The following is a 14,617-nucleotide window of genomic DNA, read 5'->3' on the forward strand; positions in this document are numbered from 1 at the left end:
GCGCCTTGATTCCGCGCGGGGTGGGGATTTTGGCTGACGCTCGCGATACCCCACGCCTATGCGCTCTTGATCAAATTCCGTGCTGCCGCGTGCAGCGTGGCCTCTGACAAATCTGGCAAGTCCAAGGGGGTGATCCCTTCGGGGCGGGGTTTGCGGATGTAGCGCGGGTCGTAATGGGTCTCGATCAACTGCGTCACGAGGGTGGGAAAATCCCCCGTGGCGGCGAGGGCGCGCCATTGGTCGACCTGCGCATGGCCATGATACTGGACCAGCCGCGTGAGGATCGCGTCGAGCCGGTCGGGATCGGCGATGAGGTCGGTGTAATCGGCGCAGAGATGGGACACGCGGGCGGCAAGGGGCACCTCGAGCCGGATCACAGGTGCGACACGCATGGCGCTGGTCAGCATGGGCGGCAGGTTGATCCGCCCGATGCGGGTGCTCTCGGCCTCGATATAGACCGGGCGCGTGGGATCGAGCCGCGCCATTTGAGCGGCCAGCGCGCTCTCGAACGATTTCTGCGAGGGTTGCCCGCCCGCGACGGGGCCAAAGACCGAGCCGCGATGGGCGGCCAGGTGTTCAAGGTCGATCACTTGCGCGCCTTGGGCTGCGAGATGGGAGAGCAGATGGGTCTTGCCGGTGCCGGTGCCACCGTCAATCAGCGTGATTGGGGCGGGAAACGCCTCTTCATAAAGGGCGCGGACGACGAGGCGGCGATAGCTCTGATAGCCGCCCTGAATGGTGTCTGCCTTCCAGCCGATCTGTTGCAAAATCACGGTGAAAGAGCCTGAGCGCTGACCACCGCGCCAGCAATAGACGAGCGGACGCCAGCCGCCGTGACGATCCGCAAGCGGGCCTTCAAGATGGGCAGCAGCGTTTCGGGCCACGAGTGCCGCGCCAATCTTGCGAGCGAGAAATCGGTCCTGTTGCACGTAGATGGTGCCAACATGGGCGCGTTCTTCGTTCGAGAGTGCGGGCAGGTTGATGGCACCGGGAATGTGATCCTCGGCGAATTCGGCGGGGGACCTGACGTCGATCACCTCGTCAAAGGGCAGGGCGGCCAGTGCCGCGAGACTGTCGAGGGCAATTGGCATCAGGGAAAATCGGGATGAGGACAGGGATGGGACATGGCCCTGTGCATGCGCTGCGCGTCCCCCAAGATCAAGCCCTGACGCGCCTGTGTGGCGTCGGGGGATGTGAAAAAAGGTGGGCAGCGCGGGGCCGCCCACCTCAGTCAGGGAAGGTTAGTTCTGGAGGTAAACTTCGAGACTGTCGTCAAGCGCGTCTTTCCATGGCGTATGGTGCATGGGCGCCATTGTGCCGGTGATGACAGATTTATAGGCGTTGTTGCGGAAGCCCATGATGTCCTTTTTCTTGTGGCCCTTCCACTCCTTGAAGGCTTTGCAGGCGCCTTCGACATCAAAGCTGGGATAGTCGGTCTCGTCGATCAGTTCCTTGACGTAATCGCCCTGATACCAGATCGCTGCGTAATCATCCTCGCCGGCGTCCTCGCGGGCAACGCGCTCGATCACATCCGCCTCCATCGTGGCCTGATCCGGTAGGGCGATGCGGCCCATGATCACGTCGCGCACCCACCACGCCTGCGCGTCGAACATGTTGAAGGTGAACCACTGGTCCTGCATGCCGAGGTAGAAAAGGGCCGGTTCGCGCACGAAGGCGACACCTTTGTAGAGGTCGGCTGTGGCGAGGCGATTGGCGGTCTTGAGCCGCAGATCGTCGGGCAGGAAGGGGAAATGGTGCTTGTAGCCGGTGCAGAGGATGACCGCGTCCACGTCCTTGGTGGTGCCATCCTTGAAATAGGCGGTGTTGCCCTCGACCTTTTGCAGGAGCGGCACCTCTTGCCAGTTGTCTGGCCAGTTGAAGCCCATGGGCGCGGTGCGGTGGCTGACAGTCACGGATTTGCAGCCGTATTTCCAGCATTGCGAGCCGATGTCTTCGGCGGAATAGCTGGTGCCGACGATGAGAATGTCTTTGTCCTTGAATTCCAGCGCGTCGCGGAAGTCATGGGCGTGCAGGACGCGACCTTTGAAATTCTCGAAGCCGGGGAAATAGGGTACGTTGGGCGTGCTGAAATGGCCCGAACAGACGATGACGTGATCAAATTCCTCGGTATAGGTGCGGTCTTCGGGTAGGTGGCAGACGGTGACGTTGAATTTATCGCCGGCTTTTTCGACCCAGCGGACGGCGGTGGAGAAGCGGATCAGATTGCGCACGCCGGCCTTGAGCACGCGGCCTTCGATATAGTCGAAAAGCACGGCGCGGGGCGGATAAGAGGCGATTTGCTTGCCGAAATGTTCCTCAAAGGAATAGTCGGCGAATTCAAGGCCTTCTTTTGGTCCGTTCGACCACAGGTAGCGATACATGGAGCCATGCACCGGCTCGCCATATTGATCAAGGCCGGTGCGCCATGTGTAGTTCCAGAGCCCGCCCCAGTTGTCCTGCTTTTCGAAACAGACGATTTCGGGGATTTCGGCACCCTTGGCCGCTGCGGATTGGAAGGCCCGCAATTGGGCCAGGCCCGACGGTCCCGCGCCGATGATCGCAATTCGTTTTTTGGTCATGTAGCCCTCCAAGCTGGTATGGACCAATATTCTAGTATTGGTGCCTTTGGTCCATGCCAGACTGAGGTTGCGCCGGACCTGTTGTCAATAAATTTTCTCGCGAAGAATAAAATTTTCCCATGAACTGGGTGGCGCAGGGCCGCGAACCTGCTAGAAATCAAGCATGTCCAATTCCAGTTTCGCACAACGTCTGGCCATCAGAAGCGCTCTGCCCCGGTTTTCCGTCGGGATGCGCAAGACGTTGACCATCGGATTTCTGGCCCCCTTGAGCGGTCCGGTCGAATCATGGGGGCTGCCGGGGCTGAACGGCTGTCAGATTTGGGTGGATTGGCTCAACCGGGCGGGGGGCGTGCTGATGGGAGGGCGGCGTTTCCCGGTGCGGCTGGAGGCCTATGATTGCGGCTATGACGGGGCGGAGGCGCTGACCGGGGCGCGACATCTGGTGCAGGAGCATGACGCGGCACTGGTGATGATGCTGGGGGGCGATTCGTTTACGGAGGTGCGCGATTACCTGATGGGGCAGAAGGTGCTGACCTCATCCTTGCTGACGAGTGATCTGTCGCCGGATACGCCGTATCTGATCGCGCCGGGCGAATCGCTGCCGATTTATACGGTGACGGCGGTGGAATGGATCGCCAAGCATCGGCCGGATATTCGCACCGTGGCGCTCTGTGCGCAGACCGATGCGCTTGGCCTGCCAGCGCTGGCCGCCTATCGCGCGGCGTTCAAGGCGGTGGGGATCGAGATCGTTGAGGAAATCCGCTATGATCCCGGCACGGCATCGGCCCCCGAAGTTGTCGCGCCGATGTTGGCCGCGTCGCCGGATATGCTGTGCTGGTGCACGAGCTATACGCCGATGGTGCATGCGATGACGGAATTTGCCTATCTTCAGGGATATGAGGGCCAGATCCTGAGCTGTACGGCGGATTGCTATGAGCAGTTGATCGCGCTGACTTCGGCGGAATTCATGGAAGGGTTCCTGTTCCAATTTCCCGATTTCGACGATCCGGCGCTTGCGGAAAAGGCGTTCTTCTTTAACCAGCCGCAGGCGTTTTATGAGGAATACAACAGAAGGTTTCCGGGCAGCTGGACGGCGGTGAGTTGGGAATATGCCGCCATCCTCGATATCTGGCAATCTGCGGTCGAGCGGGCGGGGACGGTCAATTCGGTCTCGGTTCTGGCGGCGATGCGGCAGTTGGGCGAGGTCAACCATGCCTTTGGCCCGGCGCAATGGTGGGGGCAGGACATGTTTGGCCTCAATCATACGCTGATCGGTGATTGGCCGGTGGTGCAAATCCAAGGCGGTAAGGCGCGGATCGTCGATTTCGGGTCAATCCCTGAGTGGCTGGCGCGGCACGAGGCGCTTTTGCGGGCCGAGATGGCCGCATTGGGGCAACTGTGGCATCAGCGGCACGGGCAGGGGGCGGGCAAGGCCTGTTTGGAGGCGCGGCTGGTGGTGAGCTGAAGCGGCGCGGCCGTCTTGGGCTCAGTCCTCTTGCAGCAGGGTTTTTTGTTCTTCGATCAGATGCAGCTTGATATATTCCACAGCGGTTTCGACGTCGCGGGAGGAAATCGCGTTGAAGAGCGCATTGTAGCGTTTCTGGTAATCCTCGATGCGTTTGGGCGTGAGATGCCGCCGCATCATGGTGGAACGATGGGTCTGCAAGCAGGCCTCGATCGCCAGATCATAGCAGGAGGCGAGCAGCGGATTGCCGGTGCCTGCGGCAATCTTGCGATAGAATTCCTCTTCGCAGCTCACGAATTCGGCGGCATTGGTGCTGATTGCCTCCATCCGGGTTAGAATGTCGTCGAGTTCCATGATGTCGCGGGGGGTCATGTTGATGACCGCGAGGCGGATCATCTCGGGTTCCAGAATACCGCGCACGACAAGGTGGTCGAGCGGGCTGGTGTTTTCGGCCAAGGCGCTGCGGTTGCCGGTGCGGCTGAGTTCGCTCTTATAGGTGACAAAGCTACCCGAGCCTGCGCGGCGGCGGATGATCTGGCGCGATTCGAGCACATCGAGCGCATCGCGCACCGTGTTACGGGCGACGCCGAGTTCTGACGACAGCGTGCGCTCTGACGGCAGTCGGGCACCCTCGGGATAGTCCTCGGATTTGATTCGGGCAAAGAGGCTGTCGATCACCACCTGCACGGTCGCCCCAACCGAATGTGTGGTGACGAGTTGCGCCGTGGTATTCGTGGTCTGACTGGCCATGATGTGATGTCCCTCGTCTGGTCCCTCGTCTGGCGCGAAGGGCGATTGGTGGAAATCTAGGCGGAATGCATCGCCTTCACAAGTCGGACGGCGGGATCATAGGACCAATTTTAACCCCTTGGAGGACCAGTTTTTCAGGGTGAAAGCCGTTATGTGCCAATTGCCCGCAAACTGATCTTGCTAAAATTCTGTGCGAATTGAAAGATTTGGCTTAGAGATCCTGTTTAATTATAACTCTAAGAAACAAATTTTCTTGTGAGTTGCAGATCGCTTTGCTAGCCTTCCCTCGTGGGCCAAACCAATTTCGGAAACTGGTATAGTGACTGAGGTTGGAAATGAACCAAAAACAGGTCGCTCTTGGCTACTCTCTGCTGCGCGGATGGCGCGTGGCGCCAACAGTTGGAGGAACGCATGCTTTCCAAATATATCGCTTCGGGGTTCACACGTCGGACCTTTCTAAAGACATCGGCAGCGGCGACTGCGGCGCTTGGGCTGCCGAAAATGGCGCTTGCGGCGGGTGAGCCGATCAAGATCGGATTTCTTGCGCCGCTGACAGGTGCTGTCGCGGCCTGGGGCAAGCCCGGTCTGGATGGCTGTGAAATCTGGGCCGAGCGGGTCAATGCCGCGGGCGGCATCACGCTGGCGGATGGGGCGCATCCGGTGGAATTCGTGTCTTATGACAATGAATATGACCCTGCCAAGGCCCGGACAGGGGCGACCAAGCTGATCCGCGAAGATGGCGTGAGTTTCATCATGATGCTGGGTGGCGATACCTGGCCCGGTGTGCAGCCGGTGGCGGAACGCACGGGCATGCTCTTTTCGACGCTTCTTCCGTCGGATCTCTCTCCGGACAGCAAGACGCTCTTGGCACCTGCTGAGGTGCACCCGATCTACAACGTGACAGGGGTCGAGTGGCTGGCGCAGAACAAGCCGGAGCTGAAAACGGCCGTGATGTGCGCGCAGGACGATGCGCTTGGCCTGCCGTCGGTGGCAACCTATCTGGCAGCGTTCGAGGCTGCGGGGATCGAGATGCTGGACGAGCCGCTGCTGTTTGATCCTGCGACGACGGATTTCGCGCCGGTGGTGACGCGGCTCTTGGCCAAGAACCCCGATATCATCTGTCTCGACACGTGTTATTCAGACTATGTTCACCCGATCGCAGAGCAACTCTTCCAGCAGAACTTTGGCGGGCAGATCATCAGCTGCACGGCGGATTTCTATGACCAGATGATCGCCAAGACCTCTAAGGAATTCATGGAAGGGTTCATTTTCCAGTTCCCGGATTTCGATGATCCGGCGCTGAATGCAGAAACCGTGAATTTCGAAGACCCCAACGGGTTCTATGCCGAGTATAACAAGCGGCATCCCGGTCAGTGGGGCGCGGTGAGCTGGGAATACGCCTCGATCATGGATCTGTGGAAAGCGGCGGCGGAAAAGGCAGGCTCTGCCGATCCCGAAGCGGTGATCACAGCGATGCAGGACGGGCCCGGCAAACACGCCTTTGGTGATGCGGAATGGTGGGGTGAGGAACTCTTTGGCATCAACAACGCGCTGGTCGGCGATTGGCCGGTGGTGGCGATTGAGAACGGCAAGGCTGTGATCAAGGAATTCCGGTCCATTCCCGATTGGTACAGCCGGCATGGCGATCTGTTGATCAAACATATGCAGGCCTATGGCCAGATGTGGGATCAGCGAACCTAAGATCGGCACACGGACAGCGCCCGGCACGCGGGCGCTGTTTCTTCTTCTCTCTAAAATTCGAGCATTCCGATGATGGAACTCCTGGCGCAGACCGGCCTGAACGCCGTCTATGCAGCAAGCTATATTTCTTTGGTCGCGGTCGGCCTCGTGTTGATCTTTGGGGTGATGGGTGTGGTCAATTTCGCCCATGGCGAGTTGTTCATGGCCGGTGCCTATGCGGTGGTGGCGCTCTATGCCGACATGCATTTGCCGTTCTTTGTCGCGGTGCCAATTGGCATGCTGTTCGTCGGCATGTTGGGCCTGCTGATGGAATGGGGGCTGTTTCGACCGCTCAAGGATAATCCCCTGGGCGGGCTGGTGGCCTCGATCGGGTTTCTGATGATCCTGCAATCCCTGGCGGTGATGGGGTTTGGCGTGCGGATGGAGCATATTCCCCCCGTCACGCAAGAGGTGTGGCGGATCACTGACAAGGTGGGCGTGCCGGTGGCGCGGCTCTATGTGATCGTCGCGGCGGTCGTGCTCTTGAGCGCGCTGTGGTATTTCCTCAAGCGGACGCGGTTTGGCTGGGCGCTGCGCGCCTCGGCGCAAGACCCGGAGGCCGCCGCGTTGCAGGGGATTTCGATCACGCAAACGGCGCGGATTGCGATGTTTATCGGCGCGGCACTGGCTGGGGTTGCGGGAGCGCTGACGGCGCCGCTGGTGTCGGTCAACCCGCATATGGGGCATTCGGTGATTGTCACGGCCTTTATCGTCATCATCGTGGGTGGTGTTGGATCACTGGAAGGGGCGATCGTCGCCTCGGTGGTCTATGCCTTTGTCCACACCTTCGTGACAACGTTTTCTGATGGGGTGCTGGCCGATATCGTGGGTTTGTCGCTCATGCTGGTGGTGCTGATCGTCAAACCCACCGGATTGTTCGGGAGTGCGGATCGTGCTTAAGCCGTTGATGTTTCTCTTCGGCGCGGTGGCGCTGATTGCCTTGCCGCATGGGTTGAGCTTTTCCCAGCAGGAAATTCTGGTCTTTCTGGTGATCAATATCCTCTTGGTCACCTCGTATCGGTTGCTGACGCTGACCGGCGAATGGTCGCTTGGGCATGTGGTGATCATGGGGGTGGGGGCCTATGCCTCGGCGCTGCTGACCAAGGAATTAGGTGTCGCCGTGCCGGTGGCGATGTTCCTTGGCGGGATCACATCGGCGCTTTTGGCGGTGCTGCTGTCGTTTCCGCTCTTTCGGATGAAGGGGTTCTACTTTCTCATCGGATCGTTTGCCGCGGGGGAGATCATCCGACTGATCTGGAAGCGGTTCCGCGAGCCATTCGGCGGCGTACGGGGGATTTCGGGGATTGATCCGATGCCGGACTTCTCGCTGGGGTTTTACAGCTTCGATTTCTTCGAGCCGGTGTCCTACTACTATTTTGCCGGGGTGATTGTCTTGGCCTGTCTCTGGGTGCTGTGGCGGATCGAGAAATCACCCGTGGGTCTGACCTTTCACGCAGTGCATTGGCAGGACAAGCTGGCGCAGGCGTCGGGGGTCAATCTGCGCGCCTACAGAACGCTGGCCTTTGCCATTGCCTCGGGCTTTGCCGGGATCGCAGGGGCGTTGCAGGCGCATTACGTGGGCACGGTGAATCCCAATTCCTTTGACATCGAGGTGATGGTCTTTGTGCTGACATGGGCCATCGTGGGCGGCACAACGACATTCTACGGGCCGATATTGGGCTGTGTTCTGCTGACCGTGATCAATGAGATTGTGCTGCGCGGGATGGGGTTCGAGCAGGCACGGCCGCTGATCTACGGGGCGATCATGATCCTGTCTATTCTCTTTCTTCCCAACGGATTGGAGAGCATTGTTCAGAAGTTTCTGCCACGTAGGTCCACAGCTAAATCCGACAGAAAGGCAGAGGCATGACCGATTTTCTGGAAATGCGCGGGCTGACCATGCGCTTTGGCGGGTTGATGGCGGTGGATGGGCTGTCGTTCAAGGTGGCGCATGGCAGCATCCACGGGCTGATCGGGCCGAATGGCGCGGGCAAGACGACCACGTTCAACATGATGTCGGGGTTCTATACGCCGACGTCTGGTCAGATCCTCTTGCGGGGTGAGGATATATCCGGCCTTGCGATGCATGAGGTCGCGCGGCGCGGTGTGGTGCGGACGTTCCAGCACTCGACGTTGTTTGCCGAACTGACGGTGCTGGAGAACGCGCTGGTGGGCACGCATATGCCGTTCCGGCCCAATATCTTTGCCGCCATCGTCGGCTGGGATCGCGAAGATCGTCGTGGGGCAGAGGCGCGGGCGCGTGAGGCGCTTGAGTTCTTTGGTCTGAGCGATCTGGTTGAAGAACGTGCTGGGGATCTCTCGCATGGGCATCAGCGCGCGCTTGGGCTGGCGGTGGCCTATGCCAGCCATCCCGATGTGATGCTGCTCGATGAGCCGTTTACCGGCATGAACCCCGAGGAAACCCGGCAGATGATGGAGTTGATGCGCCGTCTCAAGGCGGATGGGATTACGATTCTCTTGGTCGAGCATGATATGCAGGCGATCATGGGGCTCTGCGATACCATCACCTGCATGAGTTTCGGCAAGTTTCTGGCCGAAGGGGGGCCTGCGGAGATCCGGCACCACCCGGCGGTGATCGAGGCCTATCTGGGAGGCGCGCGCCATGTTGCTTGAGATGCGCAAGATTGCCGTCAACTATGGCAAGATCAACGCGATACGCGACATTTCCATTGCCGTGCCCGAGGGCAAGATCGTGACGATCATAGGCGGCAATGGCGCGGGCAAGACCACGACGCTGCGCGCCATGTCGGGGATGGTCCCGATTGTCGCGGGGGAAATCCTGTTCGAGGGCAAGCGGATTGATCATCTGCCGGCGCATAAGGTGGTGGCGCATGGCATCGCCCATGTGCCCGAAGGGCGGCGCATCTTCAAGGATATGACGGTGGAAGAGAACCTGCGCACCGGTGCCTTTCTGCGGCGCGACAAGCCGGAGATCGAGCGCGATCTGCAGCAGGTCTATGACCGGTTTCCACGCCTGCGCGAACGGCGGGTGCAGCGGGCGCAAACCATGTCGGGCGGCGAGCAACAGATGCTGGCGATTGGCCGCGCGCTGATGTCGAAGCCGCGTTTGTTGCTGATGGATGAGCCGTCGATGGGGCTGGCGCCTGTGATCGTCGAGGAAATCGCGCGGATCATCGAGGAAATCAACGCGCAGGGGCTGTCGGTGGTGCTGGTGGAACAGAATGCCGAATTGGCGCTGGAACTGGCGCATCATGCCTATGTGTTGGAAACCGGGGATACCGCAATGGAGGGACCTGCCCATGAGTTACGTGGAAATGAACATGTTCGCGCCGCGTATCTGGGGCTTTGAGCGCGGCGACACCGAGATGCGGGTGGCGCGCGCGGCAGGCTGGTCGCGGGCCGATCTGGTCTGGGAGCGTCTGACCGAGGCGGGCTGTGCGGCCTATACGACGGGCGACCGGACGGGTGCCGCCCGGATGCTGCGGCGGGCCGGATGGGTGGCGCGGCTGTTTTTCCCGGCGCAGGATATGCGACGGGCGACAAGCCTTGCCAATCTGGCCGTTCTGGCGCGGGATGCCGGGCAGGGGGCGCAGGCGGAGCGGTTGCAAAAGCAGGCGTTGAGCCGGTGGATGGGGGCCTCGGAGGCCGTCGGCGGGATTGTGTTCAAGCCGCGCAGCCGCTCGTCGCTGTTTCATCTGCGGATGGAGGCGCTGCACCGCGACACGTTCCATGACAATATGCGCAAGCGGTATCGCGCGATTGCGGCCGAGAGTGATCAGGCCTTGCGTCGGCTGTTGACCGGGGCGCGACCGGACCGACCGATTTGTGCCCGCTGGCGGGGCGAAAAGCCGCCGGTGTTTGATGACGGGCGCAAGTTTCTGGCCGCAGCGTTGTTGATCGCCGAGGGCTGAGATTTTTGAGTATTTGAAGACCGATGAAAGCGGCAGGTCAGTGACCGCTGCCCAGGAGTCCGATGGCGGTGAAGACGCCCAGAACCGCCAGCCATTGCGTGCCGCGCAGCCGTTCGCGCAGGAAAATGGCCGCGAAGAGGACGGTGATCACGCCAAAGGTCGAGGCACCGATGGCGGCGAATTCGGGCCGCGCGGTCTGACCCGCGCCGATCACGCAGCCGATGGCCAGCGCATCGAGTGTGCCCATCAGCGCCAAAAGCGGGACGTGGCGACGGGTGAGGGTGAGGGGGGCGCGTACGGCGAACGCAAAGCCCAGCACGACCACCAGGGCGGCGGCGCGGGTGGGGGCCAAGAGCAGTAATTCGCCGCCGTTGGCCGTGGCCCTATGCCCGACTGCAAAGGTCAGCGCGAAACCCACGGCGGCCAGCAACGACCAGCCGATCGCAGGAAGCGGACTTGGGGTGGCCTCGGCCTGGTCATGGCCCGCATCGCTCTGGGCGATATAGGCCACACCGCAGATGATCAGGCCCACCATGACCCATTCGAGTGCAGTGGTGGGCGTGCCACTGAGGCTGGCCCAAGCGACCGAGAGAATCGGATAGGCACCGATGACCGGGGCGACCAACCGCACCGGGCCGATGGAGAAGGCACGGTAGAGCGCCGTGCCGCCCACGCCAAAGCACAGGCCTGCCAACAGGGCGAGGCCGAAATTGCCCTCAGCGGGGGCCGCCCATCCGGCAAAAGCACTGATCGGGGTGACAAGGATCAAGCCAAAGGTCAAAACCCAGACCAAAGGCGCAAAGATACCGTTATTCTGGCTGACGTAGCGAACGCAGACATCATGTGTGCCCCAGGCGAGGGCCGCCACCAGCCCAAGTATCAAAGCGGTCATTCGGATTTCGGTCCTTTGTCTTTATGTTAGATTTCGGGTTGGTGGTCCGGTTTCAGGTTGCTGGATTGGACGGGTTCGGATATTCTTATTGTTAAATAAATATTCCGCGTATGCAAATGTCTTGCGGAGAACGAGGAGGTCTGTGGTGTTGGAAACGCGCTATCCCGAGGTTCAGGCCGGACCACCCCGGCCAAGTGTCATTGTCGAGCCGCGCGTGTTTGCGCTGCCGCCCGGAAGCGAACGCTATGTGGTCGAGGGCGCGGGTGCAATCCTGATCCGGGTCGAGGCCGGAGACCGTCTGCGCGTGGTCAATACCGAAGGTGGACAGCGCTGCGAGATCGTGGCGGCGGGGCCGGATGGCGTGATTGATCCGGGTATTCTGGGCGAGGCGGGCACGGGCGAGGCGGGCACGGGCGAGGCGCGCGGGCTCAAATCGCTCCTGAGCGGATCGGAAACCTCATTGCGCGGGTTGCGCATGGGGCTCGAGGCGCGGGGGATTGATCTGGCGCATGCGCGGTCTGTGGATGTATTCGAGGCCAGTAGCCCAGCGGGGTGCGAGGCTGAGTTCGTCGCGCGGCGTGACGGCGTGGTGGTGATCGCGGCCCCCGGCGGGATCATGGATTTCGCGACGCAGGATACGGCGACGCCGCTCACAGTCTGGGTGACGCGCGCGGTTCTCAAATCCGCTGCGCGGTTTGAATTGCCCGATCCTTTGGCTGATCCGGTGACGGATCTACGCGTGCATTCGGCCACCGCCGAGGCCTATTTCGTCAAGGCGGGGGATTATATCCAGATCGTTGACGTGGACGGGCGGCAATGCACGGATTTTCAGTGTTTTGCCGCGCGCAAGCTGGATAAGGGCATTGAGCATGCGCTGGATGTGACCACGACGCGCACGTTGATGGGGCACGCCTATCCGATGCCCGGGCTGCATGCGAAATACTATGATCAAGAGATGATGCCACTGGTCGAGGTGGTGCAGGACACGGTCGGGCGGCATGATGCCTTTGCGCTGGCCTGTGCGGCAAAATACTATGACGACATCGGCTATCCGGGGCATGTGAACTGTTCGGACAATTTCAACGGCGCCTTGGCCCCGCATGGGGTGACGGGACGCGCGGGCTGGATGGCGATCAATTTCTTCTTCAACACCGGCATTGACGCCCATGGGGTCATGTATACCGACGAACCCTGGACGCGGCCGGGCGACTATGTGCTGTTGCGGGCGCTGACGGATCTGGTCTGCGTGAGTTCGGCCTGTCCGGATGACACCACCGCCGCCAATGGCTGGAACCCCACGGATATCCATGTGCGCACGTATAGTGGCAAGGAAACATTTCAAAGATCGGTGGCCTATCGGCCCACCCCCGACGCGGAGCCAAAAATGACCAAACAGACAGGATTTCACCCGTGTTTCGCGCGGTTCACCGAGAATTTCATCGAATACAATGGCTATTGGCTGGCCAGTGCCATGTCGAGCGCCGGGCCGATTGCGGAATATCACGCTTGTCGGCAGAAATCGGTGGTGCTGGATCTGAGCGCGCTGCGCAAGTTCGAGATCACCGGGCCGGACAGCGAGGCGCTGTGTCAGTATGTCTTTACCCGCGACGTCAAGAAGCTGCCGGTGGGTGGCGTGGTCTATACCGCGATGTGCTATCCGCATGGCGGGATGATCGACGATGGCACGGTGTTCCGCCTTGGTCAGGACAATTTCCGCTGGATCGGTGGCAGTGATTATGGTGGCGACTGGCTGCGCGAGAAGGCCGAGGAACTGGGGCTGAAGGTGCTGGTGCGGTCCTCGACTGATATGCAGCACAATATCGCGGTGCAGGGGCCGGAGAGCCGGGATCTCTTGAAAAAGGTGATCTGGACCGCGCCGCATCAGCCAAAGTTCGAAGAACTGGGTTGGTTCCGGTTCACACCGGCACGGATCGGGAATCACGACGGGATTCCGGTGGTGGTGTCGCGCACCGGCTATACGGGTGAATTGGGGTATGAGATATTCTGTCACCCCAAGCATGCGGTTGAGGTGTTCGATGCCGTCTGGGCGGCGGGCAAGGATCATGGGCTGACACCGATGGGCCTTGAGGCGCTGGATATGGTGCGGATCGAGGCGGGGCTGATTTTCGCGGGCTATGATTTCAGCGACCAAACGGACCCCTTTGAAGCGGGGATCGGGTTTACCGTGCCGCTCAAGTCGAAGCCGGATGATTTCATCGGGCGTGAGGCGCTCATTCGACGCAAGGAGCATCCGGCGCGGGTGTTGGTGGGCTTGGACATCGAGAGCAATGTGGCGGTGGGCCACGGCGATCCGGTGCATATCGGGCGTGCGCAGGTGGGGGAGGTAACGTCCTCCATGCGTTCACCACTCTTGGGCAAGAATATCGCACTGGCGCGGGTCGATGTGGCGCATCATGCCGTGGGCACTGCCGTGGAGATTGGCAAGCTCGATGGGCTGCAGAAACGGCTTCCTGCCGTGGTGGTGCCTTTTGCTCATTACGATCCGCAAAAGACCAAGCCGCGCTCTTGATTTGGGTCAAGGCGGTCGGGGAGATCAGAGGCGAAGGTGAAAGCCATGAGCACAGCCCTTGAGGATATCGGCGGTGAAGACCGTCTGCGGGATCTGGTCGGGACGTTTTACGACCGGATGGAGCATGATCCGGCGGTTTATCCGCTGCATCGGCTGCATTTTCGCGGGCATGGGTTGGAGCATACCCGCCAGACGCAGTTTGAATTCCTGTCGGGGTTTCTGGGCGGGCGGGCTTATTACCGGGAGCGGTTCGGGCATATGGATCTGCGCGAAATTCATGCGCATGTGCCGATCCGGCAGGCGGATGTGAGCATGTGGCTCGAGACCTTTGACGCGGCGCTGCGCGATGAGGGGATGGAGGGGCCTGTGGTAGAGCGGTTTCGCGCCACGCTGGATCGGGCGGCGCATATGCTGATCAACGCGGTGCCGGATTGGCGTGAGGAGGCGGATCGGATGGGGCAGGGGTGCCCGGTGTCGGAGGGCTGAGGGACGCGTGGCTAAGTTGTGAGCCGCGCGGTCGCTGGGCCGGGGACTAGCGAAGCAACGGTGCCATCTGGCACTTTATGCCAGCAACGTCTGTCTAACTTGACAGTATGGTGTTTCATCTCGAAATCGCTAGGCCGCGGGACGGCCCAGCGATCCGCGCGGCGGCGCTTCGCGCCTTGTTCCGCGCGGAAGGCAAAGGAAACGTCGCAAAACCCGAGTGCGCAGTGCGCGCGCGCAACTCAAAGAAAAAAGCCCACGCGATCTCTCGCGCGGGCCTCTTTT

At 60.8% G+C, this 14,617-nt stretch carries 13 protein-coding genes; 9 read left to right on the plus strand and 4 right to left on the minus strand.

Features of this window, described 5'->3' with window-relative positions:
• Positions 1-56: 56 nt before the first annotated feature.
• Together mnmH and VR71_RS02590 are read right to left on the minus strand one after the other, a co-directional pair.
• A complete protein-coding gene (gene mnmH / locus VR71_RS02585; RefSeq protein WP_045680908.1) occupies positions 57-1,091 on the minus strand; it encodes a tRNA 2-selenouridine(34) synthase MnmH in 1,035 nt (344 codons plus the stop codon).
• Between the two features lie 150 nt (positions 1,092-1,241).
• Complete coding sequence (locus tag VR71_RS02590; protein WP_045680909.1) at positions 1,242-2,579, minus strand: NAD(P)/FAD-dependent oxidoreductase; 1,338 nt, start codon at positions 2,577-2,579, stop codon at positions 1,242-1,244.
• Between the two features lie 163 nt (positions 2,580-2,742).
• Between VR71_RS02590 and VR71_RS02595 the strand changes: the two genes are divergently transcribed.
• On the plus strand, positions 2,743-4,044 hold the full coding sequence (locus VR71_RS02595; protein ID WP_045680911.1) for an ABC transporter substrate-binding protein: 1,302 nt from the start codon (positions 2,743-2,745) through the stop codon (positions 4,042-4,044).
• Positions 4,045-4,065: 21 nt separating this feature from the next.
• Here VR71_RS02595 and VR71_RS02600 read toward each other — a convergent pair whose 3' ends face one another.
• Positions 4,066-4,794, minus strand: a complete 729-nt coding sequence (locus VR71_RS02600) for a FadR/GntR family transcriptional regulator (protein WP_009818595.1) — start codon at positions 4,792-4,794, stop codon at positions 4,066-4,068.
• A gap of 411 nt (positions 4,795-5,205) precedes the next feature.
• On the opposite strand from VR71_RS02600, the gene VR71_RS02605 reads away from it, so the two are divergent.
• The 6 genes from VR71_RS02605 to VR71_RS02630 all read left to right on the plus strand — a co-directional run bounded on the left by VR71_RS02605 (position 5,206) and on the right by VR71_RS02630 (position 10,427).
• Entirely contained in the window at positions 5,206-6,495 is a 1,290-nt protein-coding gene (locus tag VR71_RS02605; protein WP_045680913.1) for an ABC transporter substrate-binding protein, read from the plus strand.
• Between the two features lie 69 nt (positions 6,496-6,564).
• A complete protein-coding gene (locus VR71_RS02610) occupies positions 6,565-7,434 on the plus strand; it encodes a branched-chain amino acid ABC transporter permease (RefSeq protein WP_009818597.1) in 870 nt (289 codons plus the stop codon).
• Positions 7,427-8,404 carry a branched-chain amino acid ABC transporter permease gene (locus VR71_RS02615; protein WP_254656432.1) on the plus strand — a complete coding sequence of 326 codons (978 nt, stop codon included), beginning with the start codon at positions 7,427-7,429 and terminating at the stop codon, positions 8,402-8,404. Before VR71_RS02610 ends, VR71_RS02615 begins: the two co-directional genes overlap by 8 nt.
• Positions 8,401-9,168: an ABC transporter ATP-binding protein gene (locus tag VR71_RS02620; protein WP_009818599.1), complete on the plus strand. Its 768-nt coding sequence runs from the start codon at positions 8,401-8,403 to the stop codon at positions 9,166-9,168. The genes VR71_RS02615 and VR71_RS02620 overlap by 4 nt, the downstream gene beginning before the upstream one ends.
• Positions 9,158-9,865: an ABC transporter ATP-binding protein gene (locus tag VR71_RS02625; RefSeq protein WP_009818600.1), complete on the plus strand. Its 708-nt coding sequence runs from the start codon at positions 9,158-9,160 to the stop codon at positions 9,863-9,865. The genes VR71_RS02620 and VR71_RS02625 overlap by 11 nt, the downstream gene beginning before the upstream one ends.
• Entirely contained in the window at positions 9,816-10,427 is a 612-nt protein-coding gene (locus tag VR71_RS02630; protein WP_296429764.1) for a tetratricopeptide repeat protein, read from the plus strand. Before VR71_RS02625 ends, VR71_RS02630 begins: the two co-directional genes overlap by 50 nt.
• 37 nt (positions 10,428-10,464) lie before the next feature.
• Here VR71_RS02630 and VR71_RS02635 read toward each other — a convergent pair whose 3' ends face one another.
• Complete coding sequence (locus tag VR71_RS02635; protein WP_045680918.1) at positions 10,465-11,319, minus strand: DMT family transporter; 855 nt, start codon at positions 11,317-11,319, stop codon at positions 10,465-10,467.
• 145 nt (positions 11,320-11,464) lie between these two features.
• On the opposite strand from VR71_RS02635, the gene tdm reads away from it, so the two are divergent.
• The gene (tdm, locus tag VR71_RS02640; protein ID WP_045681051.1) at positions 11,465-13,849 is read left to right on the plus strand and encodes a trimethylamine-oxide aldolase Tdm; all 2,385 of its coding nucleotides are present in this window, start codon (positions 11,465-11,467) and stop codon (positions 13,847-13,849) included.
• A gap of 45 nt (positions 13,850-13,894) precedes the next feature.
• Positions 13,895-14,335, plus strand: a complete 441-nt coding sequence (locus VR71_RS02645) for a cyanoglobin (protein ID WP_045680920.1) — start codon at positions 13,895-13,897, stop codon at positions 14,333-14,335.
• Positions 14,336-14,617 lie beyond the last annotated feature (282 nt).

The organism is Roseovarius sp. BRH_c41 (assembly GCF_000961715.1).
Lineage (GTDB): Bacteria > Pseudomonadota > Alphaproteobacteria > Rhodobacterales > Rhodobacteraceae > Roseovarius.

Bases quoted from the DNA above. Each gene is read 5' to 3' on its own strand.
- mnmH (WP_045680908.1), bottom strand. From the start codon at position 1,091: ATGCCAATTGCCCTCGACAGTCTCGCGGCACTGGCCGCCCTGCCCTTT.
- VR71_RS02590 (WP_045680909.1), bottom strand. From the start codon at position 2,579: ATGACCAAAAAACGAATTGCGATCATCGGCGCGGGACCGTCGGGCCTG.
- VR71_RS02595 (WP_045680911.1), top strand. From the start codon at position 2,743: ATGTCCAATTCCAGTTTCGCACAACGTCTGGCCATCAGAAGCGCTCTG.
- VR71_RS02600 (WP_009818595.1), bottom strand. From the start codon at position 4,794: ATGGCCAGTCAGACCACGAATACCACGGCGCAACTCGTCACCACACAT.
- VR71_RS02605 (WP_045680913.1), top strand. From the start codon at position 5,206: ATGCTTTCCAAATATATCGCTTCGGGGTTCACACGTCGGACCTTTCTA.
- VR71_RS02610 (WP_009818597.1), top strand. From the start codon at position 6,565: ATGATGGAACTCCTGGCGCAGACCGGCCTGAACGCCGTCTATGCAGCA.
- VR71_RS02620 (WP_009818599.1), top strand. From the start codon at position 8,401: ATGACCGATTTTCTGGAAATGCGCGGGCTGACCATGCGCTTTGGCGGG.
- VR71_RS02625 (WP_009818600.1), top strand. From the start codon at position 9,158: ATGTTGCTTGAGATGCGCAAGATTGCCGTCAACTATGGCAAGATCAAC.
- VR71_RS02630 (WP_296429764.1), top strand. From the start codon at position 9,816: ATGAGTTACGTGGAAATGAACATGTTCGCGCCGCGTATCTGGGGCTTT.
- VR71_RS02635 (WP_045680918.1), bottom strand. From the start codon at position 11,319: ATGACCGCTTTGATACTTGGGCTGGTGGCGGCCCTCGCCTGGGGCACA.
- VR71_RS02645 (WP_045680920.1), top strand. From the start codon at position 13,895: ATGAGCACAGCCCTTGAGGATATCGGCGGTGAAGACCGTCTGCGGGAT.